The 15,127-nt window shown below is 63.6% G+C and carries 12 protein-coding genes; 8 read left to right on the top strand and 4 right to left on the bottom strand.

All coding sequences use genetic code 11. The features are described from left to right. The first annotated feature begins 49 nt into the window (after positions 1-49). From AC1DQQ_RS06315 to AC1DQQ_RS06285, 7 genes are all read left to right on the top strand, one after another. Positions 50-490: a nuclear transport factor 2 family protein gene (locus AC1DQQ_RS06315; protein WP_478041828.1), complete on the top strand. Its 441-nt coding sequence runs from the start codon at positions 50-52 to the stop codon at positions 488-490. A gap of 68 nt (positions 491-558) precedes the next feature. After that, complete coding sequence (locus AC1DQQ_RS06310) at positions 559-1,590, top strand: hypothetical protein (protein ID WP_478029373.1); 1,032 nt, start codon at positions 559-561, stop codon at positions 1,588-1,590. 167 nt (positions 1,591-1,757) lie between these two features. Then, complete coding sequence (locus AC1DQQ_RS06305; protein ID WP_478044617.1) at positions 1,758-3,512, top strand: aspartyl protease family protein; 1,755 nt, start codon at positions 1,758-1,760, stop codon at positions 3,510-3,512. Between the two features lie 98 nt (positions 3,513-3,610). Further along, on the top strand, positions 3,611-3,964 hold the full coding sequence (locus AC1DQQ_RS06300; protein WP_478029375.1) for a YciI family protein: 354 nt from the start codon (positions 3,611-3,613) through the stop codon (positions 3,962-3,964). After that, positions 3,964-5,172: an RNA polymerase sigma factor gene (locus AC1DQQ_RS06295; RefSeq protein WP_478044615.1), complete on the top strand. Its 1,209-nt coding sequence runs from the start codon at positions 3,964-3,966 to the stop codon at positions 5,170-5,172. The genes AC1DQQ_RS06300 and AC1DQQ_RS06295 overlap by 1 nt, the downstream gene beginning before the upstream one ends. Before the next feature lie 96 nt (positions 5,173-5,268). Continuing rightward, positions 5,269-7,272, top strand: a complete 2,004-nt coding sequence (locus tag AC1DQQ_RS06290; protein WP_478041832.1) for a hybrid sensor histidine kinase/response regulator — start codon at positions 5,269-5,271, stop codon at positions 7,270-7,272. A 210-nt stretch (positions 7,273-7,482) separates the two neighbouring features. Continuing rightward, entirely contained in the window at positions 7,483-10,002 is a 2,520-nt protein-coding gene (locus AC1DQQ_RS06285; RefSeq protein ID WP_478044614.1) for a TonB-dependent receptor, read from the top strand. Between the two features lie 85 nt (positions 10,003-10,087). Here AC1DQQ_RS06285 and AC1DQQ_RS06280 read toward each other — a convergent pair whose 3' ends face one another. The 4 genes from AC1DQQ_RS06280 to AC1DQQ_RS06265 all read right to left on the bottom strand — a co-directional run bounded on the left by AC1DQQ_RS06280 (position 10,088) and on the right by AC1DQQ_RS06265 (position 13,785). Then, a complete protein-coding gene (locus AC1DQQ_RS06280) occupies positions 10,088-11,116 on the bottom strand; it encodes a hypothetical protein (RefSeq protein ID WP_478044612.1) in 1,029 nt (342 codons plus the stop codon). Between the two features lie 434 nt (positions 11,117-11,550). After that, complete coding sequence (locus tag AC1DQQ_RS06275; protein ID WP_478044611.1) at positions 11,551-12,963, bottom strand: coniferyl aldehyde dehydrogenase; 1,413 nt, start codon at positions 12,961-12,963, stop codon at positions 11,551-11,553. A gap of 22 nt (positions 12,964-12,985) precedes the next feature. Beyond that, on the bottom strand, positions 12,986-13,480 hold the full coding sequence (locus tag AC1DQQ_RS06270) for a hypothetical protein (protein WP_478029381.1): 495 nt from the start codon (positions 13,478-13,480) through the stop codon (positions 12,986-12,988). A 50-nt stretch (positions 13,481-13,530) separates the two neighbouring features. Further along, positions 13,531-13,785 (bottom strand): hypothetical protein, encoded by a 255-nt coding sequence (locus AC1DQQ_RS06265; RefSeq protein ID WP_478029382.1) that lies wholly within the window; start codon positions 13,783-13,785, stop codon positions 13,531-13,533. Positions 13,786-13,900: 115 nt separating this feature from the next. Here AC1DQQ_RS06265 and AC1DQQ_RS06260 point away from each other — a divergent pair, with 115 nt between their 5' ends. Next, entirely contained in the window at positions 13,901-15,088 is a 1,188-nt protein-coding gene (locus AC1DQQ_RS06260) for an acetyl-CoA C-acyltransferase (RefSeq protein ID WP_478044609.1), read from the top strand. The last annotated feature ends 39 nt before the right edge of the window (positions 15,089-15,127 follow it).

The raw sequence follows: 15,127 nt of genomic DNA, 5'->3' as shown, positions 1-15,127 counted from the left end.
TCAGGATAGTCAACCCAAGCCCATGACGTTGCGGGATAAGGAGAAAGTCATGAGCGCCGAGCGGAACAAGCAAGTGATCGAACGCATCTATGCCGCCATGGCGCAGGGCGACCGCAGTGTCTTCGCGGCATCGGTCCATCCGGATTATGTCTGGCGTTTTCCCGGTCATTGCAGCTGGTCGCGACGGTTCGATGGCCAGGAGGCGATCCATCGCGACTTGCTGCGCCCCCTCTTCGGCTTGTTCGCGACCGACTATACCGCACATGCGATCAATCTGGTGGCCGAAGGCGAGATGGTGGTTGCGGAAGTGCGCGGCGACGTGATGCTCAAATCCGGCGAGCGGTACGACAACCATTATTGCTTCATCTTCCACTTCCGCGACGGCAAGATCGCCGAAGTGGTCGAATATTGCGACACCGACCTCGAGGAGCGAGTGCTCGGCAATTACGATATTGTGTTGGCCGCGTACCGGGCCAGCGGACCGCATTGAACCGCCCCTTTGGTGTATTGCTACACTAAATCACCTATGGTACATGATCTCCTCAGAGGAGGAGTGCCATGTATAGTGAAAGCGATCTGGAGGGCGCGGTGGCGGCGGGTGTGATCCCGCAATCGACCGCTGACGCTTTCCGCCAGCATACCGCCGCAATGCGCGCGTCGCCTGCGGTCGACGAGGAAAGCTTCCGGTTGTTGACCGGGTTCAACGATATATTCGTCGCCATCGCCATCGCGCTGTTGCTGACGTCGATCGGCTGGCTCGGCGGTTGGGTAAAGACAGGCTTGGGCGGGCTTGGGGTCGCCATCGCGGCCTGGGCGTTGGCCGAATATTTCACCCGCGTCCGGCGCATGGCGCTTCCCAGCATCATTCTGCTGCTGGCGTTCGCCGGCGGCGTCGCGGCGACGATGGTCGGCACGCTGGTCGACATTAATCCCGACTGGAGCGATCAGACGAACGCGCTCATCGCGACCGGTATCGCGTTGGTGACCGGTGGTGCGACCTGGCTGCACTGGAAGCGGTTCATGGTGCCGATTACCGTTGCCGTGGGCGCGGCAAGCGGAGTCGCTGCCCTGGTCGCGCTGTATGTCGCGGTAACGCATGTCAACGAGGATGGCATTTTCCCGCTGGTGCTGGTCGGCGGCATCGGCACTTTCGCGCTGGCGATGTGGTGGGACGGATCGGACCTGACCCGCACGACGCGGCGCAGCGACGTCGCCTTCTGGTTGCACCTCGCCGCCGCGCCGATGATCGCGCATTCGGTGTTCCACATGCTCGGCGTGTTCCAGGGCCAGATCGGGGTTGCCCAGGCGCTGATCGTGATGGCGCTATACCTTGTATTCGCCTTCATCGCGCTAGCGATCGATCGCCGCGCCCTGCTGGTATCGAGCCTGGCCTATGTTCTCTACGCCCTGTCGATGCTGTTCCAGCAGGCGGGTGCGGTCGAACTGTCGATGGCCTTTACCGCGTTCGTGATCGGATCGGCGCTGCTCACGCTCTCCGCCTTCTGGCACCCGATGCGGCGTGCGGTGATCGGCACGCTGGGCAATCTCGGCAACCGCCTGCCGCCGGTGCAGATGCCCGTCGCGGCCTGACGCTCAACGCTTGCGCGCCCCTTGTCATCAGGCGCGAACCTACCCGGCGGCCCACCCGGCCGCCGGGCTTTTTCTTGTCCGGCATATCGATCGATCCGCGGGCCCCTATCTTGCTAAGCGAATTGGAAATTTGGCATAGCTTGCACGCAACGTGCTGGGGGGTTCTGATGGGCGCGACGAGTCTGATTGCATTGTTGGGCGCGCTGGCCGCCCCAATCCCGCCCGCCAGCAAGTGCCAAGCGGCAAAGATCGCCGAATTCCCGATCACGATGACGGGGCGCTCGCCGATCGTCGATGCCCGCTTCGGTGACAAGACCGCGCGCTTCATCCTCGACAGCGGCGCGTTCTACAGCACCATCTCGCGAGCAAGTGCTGCCGAATTCGGGCTGAAAGTGTCGGCGGCACCACCCTGGTTCAGGCTGAGAGGAATTGGCGGGGACACGTCGGCAGGCATCGCGGAAACCGACACTTTCTCGCTGGCTGGGATCAAGCTTCCGAAAGTCGAATTCGTCGTGGGCGGCAGCGATATGGGATCGACCGGCCTGATCGGGCAGAACATCCTCGGCCTCGCCGATGTCGAATATGATCTGCCGCACGGCGCGGTGCGGCTGATGAAGACCAATGGCTGCGGTCGCACGGGTCTCGCCTATTGGGCCGGTGATAAGCCGTATACGATGCTGGATCTCGAGGGAAATCCGGACGGTATGTTCCGCCCCCACACGATCGCCACCGTCATGCTCAACGGCGTCAAGATCAAAGCCCTGTTCGATTCCGGAGCACAGAGCTCGCTCCTGTCGTTGGCGACTGCCAAGCGACTGGGCGTCACGCCGGACACGCCGGGCGTGGAATTCGTCGGCAATGGCGGCGGACTTGGCACGCGCAAGGTGCCGACCTGGCTCGCCACGTTCGACAAGATCGATATCGGCGGCGAGGCGATCAACAAGCCCAGGATTCGCATATCGCAACTCGATCTCGGCAATGCGGACATGCTGATCGGGGTCGACTTCTTCCTGACCCACCGGATGTTCGTGTCGAACGCGACCCACAGGATGTTCGTCACCTATGAAGGCGGCCCGGTGTTCGGCCTGTCGCCCAAAGGCGCGCGGTCGGTCGACGGCAAGCCGCTCGACCTTACCGACAAGGCCGCCGACCCGACGACGGCGGAGGAATATTCGCGGCGCGGCGCGACCTATGCTTCCAATCACAAGCTGACCGAAGCGCTGGCCGATTTCGACAAGGCGATCGCACTTAGCCCCAAGGAGAGCCGCTATTTCTATCAGCGCGCCGAGGCCCGCTTCGCCAATGGCGACCGCGCCGGCTCGCTCGCCGATCTCGACCGCACGATCAGCCTGTCTCCCGATTATGCCGATGCCAGGCTGCAGCGCGCGCAATTCCGGCTGCGCGGTGGCAACGAGGCCGGCGCGCTGGAGGACGTGAAGGCAGCCGACAGCGCCCTCGCCCCCTCATCCGATAAGCGTCTGGCCGTTGCGTCGTTATACGATCGCCTCGGCGCGCCCGACGCCGCGCTGCCCAGTTTCGACTCGTGGCTCAAGAGCCACCCTGAAGACAGCAGCCGGGGAATCGCGCTCAACGGCCGTTGCTGGGTACGCGGTCTGCTCAATCGCGACCTCGACAAGGCGATGGACGATTGCAATGCCGCGCTCCGGGCGCTGCCGCGCGACGCCTCCATCCTTGACAGCCGCGCGCTGATCCGGGTGCGTCGCGGCGAATGGAAACAAGCGCTGGCGGATTATAACGCAGCGCTGACGATCAACCCGCGCAGCGCCTGGTCGCTCTATATGCGTGGGCTGGTCGAAGCGAAATCGGGTCAGGACGGCCAGGCCAAGGCCGATCGCGCCGCGGCGATCGCCATCGATCCCAAAGTAGCCGACCGCGCAAAGAAATACGGCCTCGAGGGATAGCGGCGCCAATCGAAAAATTTTCCGGCGCCTGTCGAATCCGCTCCCCCTTGCGCGTCTCCGCGGTACGATCGCATTCCGGCGGTCGCGGGAGATATAAGATGCATTACATGATCCTGATCTACGAGGACGAGAGCGTCTATGGCGACAAGAACGATACGCCAGAGATGCAGGCGATCGTCGCCAAGCACTGGGACCTCGTCAGCGACCTGGGCGACCAGTATAAGACCGGCGCCGGGTTGGCGATGACCTCCTCTGCGACCACGGTCCGCACCGTTAACGGCAAGCAGACGATCCATGACGGCCCCTTCGCCGAAACGCGCGAACAGCTCGGCGGCTATTACGTGATCGAGGCGGACAATCTGGACGACGCGATCGCGGTCGCGCGCCGCGTGCCCGTCCGCTTCGACGGCTCGATCGAAATCCGGCCGTTGCTCCACCCGCCGGGCAAGTGATGATCGAGGCGGTGCTGCGGGCGGACGGCGGGCGGATCACTGCCGCGCTCGCCGCCCGCTTCCGCGACCTCGACCTTGCCGAGGAAGCGCTGGCGGAGGCGTGCGCCCGGGCGCTTTCCGCCTGGGCCGACGCCCCGCCGGCCAATCCGGCGGGCTGGCTCTATCGTGTCGCGACCCGTGTCGCGCTCGATAGCTTGCGGCGCAGCGCGGTACGCCATGCGACCGCCCTGCCAGAGCCGGAGCCCGAACCGACCGTGGAGGAGTTGATGACCGCCGCACCGCTGATCCCTGACGAACGGTTGCGGCTGATCTTCGTCTGCTGCCACCCCGCCATCCATCCCGACGCGCGCGCCGCGCTCACGCTCAGGCTGGTGTGCGGCCTGTCGGCGCAGGAGATCGCGCGCGCTTTCCTGATCGCCGAACCCGCGTTGCTGCAGCGGCTGACTCGCGCCAAGCGCAAGATCGCCGATGCTGGCGTTCCGTTCGAGGTGCCCGACCCCGATCACTGGAGCGAGCGGCTCGATGCCGTGCTGTCGACACTGGAAGTCGCCTATGCCCATGCGCACGCCGACGGCGCCGGAACCGGACGCCATGCCGGTTATGCCGAAGAGATGCTGGGGATCACGGCGGCACTCGCGGCGATGCTCCCGAGCGAACCGGAAGTGCAGGCGCTCGCCGCGACCGTCCGCTTCGCCGAAGCGCGCCGGCCGGCACGGGTCGATGCCGATGGCATGATGGTGCCACTCGCCGAACAGGATCCGATGTTGTGGGATACCTCGCTAATCACCGAAGGTCGCCGCTATCTCGCCCGCATCCTGACGCATCCACTTCCAGCGCGCGGCGTGCAGGCGCTGATCCATGCTGAATGGTGTGCAAGAGGGTCGCTCGCCGATGCGCCGCCCTGGCCCGCGATTCTGACCCTTTATGACGCGCTGCTCGCTTGCCGAGACGATCCCGTTACGCGCCTCAACCGCGCAGTAGCATTGGCCGAAGTGCGTGGACCGGCGATTGCGTTCGAGGAGGTCGACGCGCTCAGCCACGCCGGCCTGGCTGATTACCTTCCCTATCACGCGTTGCGCGCCGACCTGTTGGCGTGGCTCGGACTCGCCGATGCCGCGCGCCGGGCCTATGACGCCGCTCTCGCCCTCGCACCGGCAGGCGCGGAGCGCCGCTGGCTCGAGCGCGGCCGGTCCGAATGCCTGGATTGAGGCGGCTTTCGCGATGAAGGGACCCGGAACCTTTGGCGTGCCACGCGGTTGAATCTGGCTAACGTGTCAGCGGCACGGCACGACGAAGGGGACCGAGTGGATCGCGAACTACGTCACACCGACACGAAGTCGGAAAACGATCGATACCGCCTGCTGGTCGATGCGATCACCGACTATGCGATCTACATGCTCGACCCAGACGGGATCGTCACCAACTGGAATGCGGGCGCGCAACGCTTCAAAGGCTACACCGCCGATGAAATCATCGGCCAGCATTTTTCGCGTTTCTATTCGCCAGAAGATCGCAGCGACGGATTGCCGGCGCGGGCGCTGGCCATAGCCCGCACCGAAGGCAAGTTCGAACAGGAAGGCTGGCGGATCCGCAAGGATGGCGAACGTTTCTGGGCGCATGTCGTCATCGACCCGATCTGGGCGAAGGACGGCGCGCTGATCGGTTTCGCCAAGATCACCCGAGACTTGACCGAACGCCAGGCCGCCGCGGAATCCTTGCGCCAGAGCGAGGAGCAATTCCGGCTGCTGGTCCAGAGCGTGACCGATTATGCGATCTATCGCCTCGATCCCGAAGGCCATATCGTCAGCTGGAATTCGGGTGCCGAACGAATCAAGGGCTATACGCCCGCCGAGGCCATTGGCGCCCATTTCTCGCGCTTCTATACGGAAGAGGATCGCCTGGCCGGCGAGCCCCAACGCGCTCTGTCGATCGCGCGCGAGCAGGGCCGCTTCGCCGCGGAGGGTTGGCGCGTTCGCAAGGACGGCAGCCGGTTTCGCGCCAGCGTGGTGCTCGACCCTATCCTAGGCGACAAAGGCGAGCTCATCGGTTACGCGAAGGTGACGCGCGACGTGACCGAACGCGACGATGCGCAGCGCAAGCTCGACCTCGCGCGCGAGGCGCTGTTCCAGTCGCAGAAGATGGAAGCGATCGGTCAACTGACCGGCGGTGTGGCGCATGATTTCAACAATTTGCTGATGGCCATCCTCAGCAGCCTGACGCTCCTCGAACGGCGCGTCTCGGGCGACGCTTCCGCGCAACGGCTGATCGACAATGCCCGGCAAGGCGCCGAACGCGGCGCCGCGCTCACGCAGCGCATGCTCGCCTTCGCGCGCCGCCAGGAACTCAATCCGGAGCCGGTCGACGTGCCCGGACTCGTCCGCGGCATGAGCGATCTGCTCCAGCGCACGCTCGGCCCTTCGCACCCGATCGGGCTGAAATTTCCGCTGTCGCTCCCGCCGGTGCTCGCCGATGCCAATCAGCTCGAAATGGCGCTGATGAACCTCGCGGTCAACGCGCGCGATGCAATGCCCGACGGTGGCGCGATCACGGTTGCCGCAAGCGAAGTCACGGTGCGCGACAGGGAGGTCGATGGCCTCGATCCCGGGGGTTACGTCAAGCTCGCCGTCGTCGATACAGGGTCCGGCATGGACGCCGAGACGCTGGCGCGCGCGACCGAGCCGTTCTTCACGACCAAGGGAGTCGGCAAGGGCACCGGGCTGGGCCTGTCGATGATCCATGGCCTTGCCGAGCAAATGAAAGGCGGACTGGCCCTGCACAGCGTCGTCGGACGCGGCACCACCGCCGAACTGTGGCTGCCGGTTACGAATGAATGCGATAAAGCCGTGCCTGAGCCGACGGCACCGGCCGCGATCGTCGACCAACAGCGCAACCTCCGCATCCTGGTGGTGGACGATGACAGCCTCGTGCTGATGAACACCGCCGCCTTGCTCGAGGATATGGGGCATGTCGCGATCGAAGCCAGCTCGGCGGCGGAGGCACTGGCGGTGCTCCGCGGGGGAGCGGCGATCGATCTGCTGATCACCGATCAGGCAATGCCGGGCATGACCGGCGCGCAATTGATCGAGCAGGCGCACGAATTGGTCGGCGACCTGCCGATCATCCTGGCATCGGGCTATGGCGAACTGCCCGAAATGGCATTTCAGAGCATCGTCAAACTCGGCAAGCCGTTCGGTCAGGCGCAACTCGCCGCCGCGATCCGCAAGGTAGCAGTCGAACGACAGGCTCGAACAGGCGCCGATCATGCGCCAGCGCCCGCCTTGAAAGCCGAGGTCGTTGGCCATGCATGACAGCGCCAGCCAATTTCCTCAATAGACGCAACTATCCGACAATATATATCGATAGTTATAACAGACCCGAATTTGGATTTACGTAGTAAACCCTGGCCTGTTATTTTCTAAATCTCGATGTTACCAATATTCATGGGGAGAACTTCGAGCATATTTTATAGTAGCTGCGTGCTGTGTTTCGCTTGTGCCGGTGCGACAGGTGCGCGTGCCATGGACGAGCCATTCCTGTTCGCGGCCCTTCAGCCGGAAAAGGCGGACCAGACCGCTGGTCCTCAGGATCAGCAGCCTGGAACTGCGGATGACATCATCATTTACGCATCCCGACAGGGCGTGTTGCCGGGTGTCGCACCGGAAAACGAGCTCAACGAAGAAGATATTGCCGCATACGGCGCCAACAGCGTCGGCGACCTACTCGATGACGTGGGCGGCGCGGCCGATTCGTCAGGTGAAGGCCCGGTGATCCTGATCAATGGTCGGGAAACCACCGGGCTGAACACGGTGAACGACCTTCCGACCGAAGCGATCCGCAAGATCCAGGTATTACCGCAACGTGTTGCCGGTCGGCTGGGTGAACGCCCAACCCGGCGGGTGATCAATGTGGTGCTCAAGAATAACCACCGACAACTCACCGGAAACGCCGAAGGCACGTTCGCAACCGCTGGTGCGGGACGAAATTACAAGGGCGAGATCAACTTGTTGCGGCTGAAGGACGGCAATCGCGACAGCCTGGTCCTACGCGCCGAGCGGGTCGACCCGCTGTTCGAAAGCGACCGCAACATCGTCAGCGAGCCGCTGACGGCACCCTATGATACACGCGGCAATATTTTCGCCTCTACGATCTTTGGCGCGGAGATCGACCCGGCGTTGAGCGCGCTCGCGGGACAAATGGTCGCTGTCGCACCGGTTCCAGCAGGCAATGCGGCGCCGACATTGGGTGCGTTGGCAGCCAATGCCAACAAACCCAATTTTACCGATGTTCGTGATTTTCGCACGCTTACTGCTGGCAAGCGCACCTTCTCGGTGAACGGCAACATTGCGCGGCAATGGGGCAAGACAGCGCTCTCGCTCAATGCGCGCGCGGAATGGGTGAGCACGGACTCGCAGTCGGGCCTTGCCGGCGTGTCGCTATTGCTGCCGGCCGGTACCCCATTTTCGCCGTTCACGCGCGATGTCAGGATCGCTCGATACGTCGGCGATGCGCTGCGCCAGCAGGGGCACAACGCCAATCTCGAGCTTGGCGGCGATTTCACGACGCCGGTCGGGAACTGGAACCTGCGCGTTGCCGGGAATTGGCAACACCTGGCCGCCAGGACCGACAGCCAGGCAGCCTTCGATCCGACCCTGCTCCAGGCCGCGATCAGCGCCGGCACGGTGAACCCGTTCGGAGCGCTACCCGCCGACCTGACGGCGCTCCGCTACAATTTTTCGCGTTCGCGCAGCGACAATGCGTCGTTGCGGGCGACGCTTTCCGGTCGGGTGTTGAAACTGCCGGCGGGCGCGATGCGAGCCGCAGTGACAGCGACGGTGCGAACCGACCGACTCAATGGACGGTGGGAATTCCTGTCGGTGCCGAACGTGACGAAGTTTACGCAAAACGAAGCGGCACTTTCGGGCAACCTTCAGGTTCCCCTCCTCGGCGACAAGTCGCCGATCGGCAATTTGGAGCTCGACCTCAATGGAGCGATCCGCAGGCTCAACCGGATCGGGACGGTCGAGGATTTCGGCGCCGGCCTGGCGTGGCAACCGGCCAGGTCACTGAATGTCCGCGGCTCGTTCGACCTGCAGCGGCAAGCGCCTTCGGCCCAGACGCTCAGCGACCCGCAGATCGTCTACGATAATTATCGTATTTTCGACTTTGTCACCGGACAGACGGTCCAGGTCCGCTATATTACCGGGGGTAATCCCAACCTGCCCGTCGCCAGGCGGAGAATCTGGTCGGTCGGGGCCACTTATCTGCCGTTCAGTAACGCGAATCTCATCCTGTCCACCGAATATTCCAGGCGGCGAACCACCAATCTTCAGTCGACACTCCCCCCTGTCAACGCGCAGGTCCAGGCGGCATTTCCCGATCGCTTCGTGCGCGACGCCAACGGCGTTCTGACGCTGGTCGACAGCCGGCCGGTCGCCTTTGCGTACGACAATAGCGACCAGTTGCACTCGCGGATCGACTTTCACGGTTCGCTCGGAAAGCCGAGCCGGAAACGCGCGGCTGGCCCGGGGAGCGATCCCGACGGAGCTTTTTCGTTCGACGGCCGACCACGCTTCAATTTCAGTATCGAGCACAATTGGATCCTCCGCAGCGTGCGTCGGGCCCAGCTTGGCCTGCCCGAGGTCGACCTGCTGGCCGGGGGCGCGACTGGATATGGCGGGGGCTTGGCTCGGCACACCGTCCGGGTTTCGGCCAACCTCGCGGCTCGGGGTGTGGGGATGCAGCTTTCCGGCATCTGGCGCAGCGCAACGCTGATCAAATCCGCCGATACGCCCTCGCCAAGCGACCTCTTTTTTTCGGCGCAGACCAGCGTCGATATGCGGCTTTTCGCTGATCTTGGCACCCTGGCACGGGGCAGCAGCGTGTTGAAAGGAGCGCGCTTGTCGTTGTCGGTCACCAATCTGCTGGATTCCAAGCAACGGGTTCGTGACGGCAACGGACTGACGCCGACACGATATCAGCCCTATCTGCTGAACCCGCTCGGGCGCGCGATCACGATCGGCCTTCGCAAGGCATTTTGAGCCGGCGCAGCTCACCGCCGCCGGGAATCAAAAGCCCCGCCAGTGTCAGCTGGCGAGGCTTTTTGAAGTTCAGCTAGCTGGCAAATCAGATCACCGGAACCGTGACCCAATTGTGGCTGCCGTCATTGAGGTTCGGGACGCCGACAGTCGCACCACCATTGTACCAGACAGTCGTGCACTTATCGCCGGTATAGCCGTTCTGCTTGGCCCAGGCGCCCGGCAGCTTCGTCCCGGTCTTGCTCGGCGAGATGCAGACCACGACCTGACCGATGATCAGCGTCGCACTGGTGTCGAAGCCTTCGCCAGCATCCTCATGGGCGCGGAGCGCATTGGTCTGGTCGACGTTGACCGCAGTCTGCGCTTCGTTGCCCTGCAACGTCGCCGGATCGTTATAGGCATCATGGTGTTCGGTGTAAGCGGCGGTGCCCTGGAACTTGCAGTGCGGATTGGCGTCGCTGCCGCCATGGAACGGGTCGCCCCACCAGCTCGGGAGGTTCAGCGGATCCGAGCCTTGTGCGGTGAAGGCGGCGCAATTGCCCCGAACCGCATCCTCGGAATCGCCGAAGTCACCGTTGATGACGTAGATGCCGACCGCCGGATGGTAAATGTCCACGGCGGGATGATAGACCGCCTTGAGGATGTCGCAGCTGAACGCATGGGCGTACGTCGTCTTGAACGTTCCCATGAAATCATAGGCGCTGGCGCTGTAATGGCCGCCAACCGCCTGCTTGATCCCGAACATGTTGACGCTGCCGCCGTTGCGATACGGGTCGCCAAGAATTTCGACATGCGCCGGGGTAAAGGTGCCGGCGCCGACAAGCGTGCCGGGGATCGCGTCGGTAATCGAATGGGTGCCGGTTTCGACAGGTCCAGCAGCCAGCGTCACTGCGCCGAGGACCACTTGGCCGGTCCAGATGTCCCCGCCCGCACCGTCGGTGTCATGGGCTAATGCCGCTGCGTCACAGGTCGCCTGCATTCCGGGAAGAACAACCTGCCCGGGATCGGCCGCTGGCGTCGGATCGACAAGGGTAACCGCGGCAAATGCCGGGATCGGGGCGGCGGCGACTGCGAGTGCGACAATCGCACTGGCAGAGGCTCGAAAGGTCGAAATCATGGTCTACTCCCAAATTTTTTCCGCGAATTCATTATTTCCCGTCGACGACTCGCAATTCGATCGGAAGCAATGTGGAATTTTGTAGGTAGTAGAGCTCATAGTAAATAGGATGTTTACGACTTTATGGTAAAAATATGGCCTAATTCGACACCGAAGATATAAGATGTTATTCAAGTATAACTTTGGTTATATAATCCAAGTTAGCTCTTTCTCTCTTGAATATTGTCATTTCTTTCTTGCCTTCCGGACATCACCGTGTGTCGAATGCACCACTCTTGAGAGCGGCATAAGCTATGACCTAAGCTCGAAATGGGTATGCGCAAGCGCTTCGGCGCATTGCGAATCGTTACGTTTCCGAGCATGTCGGCCGCACTGCTTTGGCAAACAGCAGCATCACTTGGGGCCGCCTTCGGGCGGCCCCTGTTTTGTCCGGCCTATTTCATCTGCCGCCTGGCCGAGGCCATCGTCGCCTTGCCATATGGCGGCTTGAGGCCAGCGAGCTTGGCGATATCGAAGCGCGACTGGCGGTACACCGCCTTGGCGTGGCTGAACGTCCTGAACCCGTCATGCCCGTGATACGCACCCATCCCCGACGGGCCGATGCCGCCAAACGGCAACTCCTCGTTCGAGATGTGGAAGATCACGTCGTCCAAGGTCACCCCGCCCGAGATCGTGCGATCGAGCACGCGGCGGCGCTCCTTGTCGTCGCTGCCGAAATAATAGAGGCCGAGCGGCCTGTCGCGCCGGTTCACCTCGGCGATCGCGGCATCGATATCGTCATAGCGCCGCACCGGCAGGATCGGCCCGAAAATCTCTTCCTGCATCACCGTCATGTCGTCGGTGGCGTCGCGGACGATGTGGAGCGGCATCTTGCGGCTGTTCGACGCGGCGAAATCCTCGTTCGCCGGATTGACCGTCTCGATCGTCGCGCCCTTCGCGCGGGCATCCTCCAGCCAGTCCTGCAGCCGCTGGTGATGGCGATCGTTGATGATCGAGGTGTAGTCGGGATTGGCGAGCAAGGTCGGGTACATCGCCGACACCGATTGCTTCAGGCCATCGACCACCGCTTGTTCCTGATCCGCGGGCACCAGCATGTAATCGGGCGCCAGGCAGATCTGACCGGCGTTGAGCATCTTGCCGATCGCGACGCGTTCGGTGCCCCGTTTGACGTCGGCCGAGCGCCCGAAGATCACCGGCGACTTGCCGCCGAGTTCGAGCGTCACCGGCGTCAGATTGTCTGCCGCGGCGTGGAGGATGTGCCGGCCGATCCCGGTGGCGCCGGTGAAGATCAGGTGATCGAACGTCAGGCCCGAAAACTCCTTGCCGACCTCCGGCCCACCCGACACGAAGGCGAGCTCGTCCGCGGCGAAATAGCTGGGGCAGATTTCCTCGAACAAGGCGGCGACGCGCGGCGTGAACTCGCTGGTCTTGACCATCGCGCGATTGCCCGCCGCGAAGACGCCGGCCAGCGGCGCCATGATCAGGTTGACCGGAAAATTCCACGGCGAGATCACGCCGACCACGCCCTTGGGCTGGAATTCGATCCAGCCCTTGGCGCCGAGCAGCCCGAGCGGTGCGGTCACCGGCCGGCGCTCTGGGCGCGACCAGCGGTCGACATGCTTGAGCGCGTGCTTGAGCGGCGCGACCGAGGCGGCGATGTCTGTCAACATCGACTGTTCGCGGCTGCGATGCCCGAAATCCTCGCTCAGCGCGTCGCACAAACGGTCGGCATTGTCGGCGATCATCGCGGCGGCGCACTTCAAGCGATCCTTGCGCACACTGAGGCTGACCGGCAATTCGGCCATGAACGCCGCGCGCTGCGCCGCCAGGATGTCGTGCATCGTCATCGCTTCGTTCCTCTCCGATTGTTCAGGCGCAGCCGATCGCCCCGGCGACCGGTATGATGACGCTGGCTTGGCCCGTGCGGTCGATGCGGAGCGTCGCATCGGAAATCGACCCGCTTTTCGGCGCACTGGCGTCGGTCTTCACAGCGACTTGCAAGGTCGCCGTCGCGCCGCCGCCTTTATATTCGGTGATCTGCGAGTAACCGAGGCCGCCGATTCCGTTCTGCGCGCTGATCGCAAGATCCGCCACCTTGCCGTCGATCGTTACCCGCAACGCCGCGGGATCGGTGGTTGCCATCGCCACCAGCGCCATGCTCGGCGTCCGCGTCCACAGAAATGCCGCACAGCCTTTGGCCGGCAATCGCTGCGCGGGTAGCGCGCTGATCGGCAGTCCATCGACCGAAGACACCAGCGGATCGATAACCTGCGGTGCGGGCGGCGCTACTGGAAGTGTTTTGATCGGCGGCGCGTCCTGTCCAGGCGCGGGCGCGGCAATCAACAACAGAGCGAGCGGCAACATCCTCATCGCCGTGCTTGCTATCACGCGTTGACGTTAAGGGTAAGCGGGGATCAGCTGGGCGCCTTCTTGCGGATCAGATAGCGATAGACGCCGAACGCGTTGATCCCGAGCAGCACGCCATTCTGCGTGCCCAGCGCCCCGTCGCGCGCCAGCACCGCGCCGGCGATCCAGCAGAGGGCCGATCCGACGAAGATCACGAACCCCCAGCCGGTCACGCGTCGCCCCGAATCGAGCGATACCATCAAGGCTGCGATGATCCCGCTGCCCGAAGCAGTCCATTTGAGCACCGTGGTCAGCGTTTCCATCATCATCTCTTAGCGAACGAACGGCATCGCCGAATTGCCGCAAAGCAAGCCGCGCAATTTGAATTCGCCGCCGCCCGAGCCTAGATCGCGCCCAGCATCCTTTCCGGAGTTTCTCATGACCGCCGATCCCATCGTCATCCTGTCCTATGCCCGCACCCCGATGGGCAGCTTCCAGGGGACGCTGACCGGCGCCAGCGCGACGCAACTCGGTGCGACCGCGGTCAAGGGCGCGGTCGACCGCGCCGGCGTCGACCCCAAGCAGATCGAGCGCATCTATATGGGCTGCGTACTGCCTGCCGGGCTCGGCCAGGCACCCGCGCGCCAGGCAGCGATTAACGCCGGTCTGGGCGATCATGTCGAGGCGACAACGGTCAACAAGATGTGCGGGTCGGGCATGCAGGCGACGATCATGGGTAGCGAGGCGCTTGCCGCCGGCTCGGTCGACCTCATCGTCGTGGGTGGCATGGAGAGCATGACCAACGCGCCGTACCTGTCGATGCGCCATCGTGGCGGCGCGCGGATCGGGCACGACGTGCTCAAGGACCACATGTATCTCGACGGGCTCGAGGACGCGTATGAGCCCGGCAAGCTGATGGGCGCCTTTGCCGAGGAGACCGCGCAGGAATATCAATTCACCCGCGCCGCGCAGGACGATTACGCGATCGCCAGCCTCGAACGCGCGCAGGCTGCGCAGAAATCGGGCGCGTTCGAGCGTGAGATCGTGTCGGTCGACGTCGTCGGGCGTAAGGGCACCGATACCGTGTCGCTCGACGAACAGCCGGCCAAGGGCGATGCGTCGAAAATCCCGACGCTCAAGCCAGCCTTCGCCAAGGACGGCACGATCACCGCCGCCAATGCCTCGTCGATCTCCGACGGCGCCGCCGCGTTGGTGCTGACCCGCGCCTCGGTCGCCGACAAGCTCGGCAAGAAGCCGGTCGCGCGGATCGTCGCCCAGGCCGCGCATGCGCATGCCCCGGCCAAATTCACCACTGCGCCAGTGGCGGCGATGCAGAAGGCGCTCGACAAGGCCGGTTGGACCGTCGCCGATGTCGACCTGTTCGAGGTCAACGAGGCGTTCGCGATCGTCGCGATGATCGCGATGCACGATCTCGGCATCCCGCATGACAAGATCAACGTCAATGGCGGCGCCTGCGCGCTCGGCCACCCGATTGGCGCCAGCGGTGCGCGCATCCTGACCACATTGGTGTCCGCACTTCAGACGCGCGGTCTCAAGCGCGGGATGGCATCTTTGTGTATCGGCGGTGGCGAGGCCACGGCGGTGGCGGTCGAACTGATCGACTGATCGGCCACGCGGCGGTCATAATGGCCGCCGCGCATGACT

The sequence above is a fragment of the Sphingomonas sp. P4_G3 genome (assembly GCF_056401105.1).
This window is presented reverse-complemented; position numbering and strand designations above follow the sequence as displayed.

What these genes read in the sequence shown, in the direction of transcription:
- AC1DQQ_RS06315 (WP_478041828.1), top strand. Translation starts at nt 50, where the DNA reads ATGAGCGCCGAGCGGAACAAGCAAGTGATCGAACGCATCTATGCCGCC.
- AC1DQQ_RS06310 (WP_478029373.1), top strand. Translation starts at nt 559, where the DNA reads ATGTATAGTGAAAGCGATCTGGAGGGCGCGGTGGCGGCGGGTGTGATC.
- AC1DQQ_RS06305 (WP_478044617.1), top strand. Translation starts at nt 1,758, where the DNA reads ATGGGCGCGACGAGTCTGATTGCATTGTTGGGCGCGCTGGCCGCCCCA.
- AC1DQQ_RS06300 (WP_478029375.1), top strand. Translation starts at nt 3,611, where the DNA reads ATGCATTACATGATCCTGATCTACGAGGACGAGAGCGTCTATGGCGAC.
- AC1DQQ_RS06295 (WP_478044615.1), top strand. Translation starts at nt 3,964, where the DNA reads ATGATCGAGGCGGTGCTGCGGGCGGACGGCGGGCGGATCACTGCCGCG.
- AC1DQQ_RS06285 (WP_478044614.1), top strand. Translation starts at nt 7,483, where the DNA reads ATGGACGAGCCATTCCTGTTCGCGGCCCTTCAGCCGGAAAAGGCGGAC.
- AC1DQQ_RS06280 (WP_478044612.1), bottom strand. Translation starts at nt 11,116, where the DNA reads ATGATTTCGACCTTTCGAGCCTCTGCCAGTGCGATTGTCGCACTCGCA.
- AC1DQQ_RS06275 (WP_478044611.1), bottom strand. Translation starts at nt 12,963, where the DNA reads ATGACGATGCACGACATCCTGGCGGCGCAGCGCGCGGCGTTCATGGCC.
- AC1DQQ_RS06270 (WP_478029381.1), bottom strand. Translation starts at nt 13,480, where the DNA reads ATGTTGCCGCTCGCTCTGTTGTTGATTGCCGCGCCCGCGCCTGGACAG.
- AC1DQQ_RS06265 (WP_478029382.1), bottom strand. Translation starts at nt 13,785, where the DNA reads ATGGAAACGCTGACCACGGTGCTCAAATGGACTGCTTCGGGCAGCGGG.
- AC1DQQ_RS06260 (WP_478044609.1), top strand. Translation starts at nt 13,901, where the DNA reads ATGACCGCCGATCCCATCGTCATCCTGTCCTATGCCCGCACCCCGATG.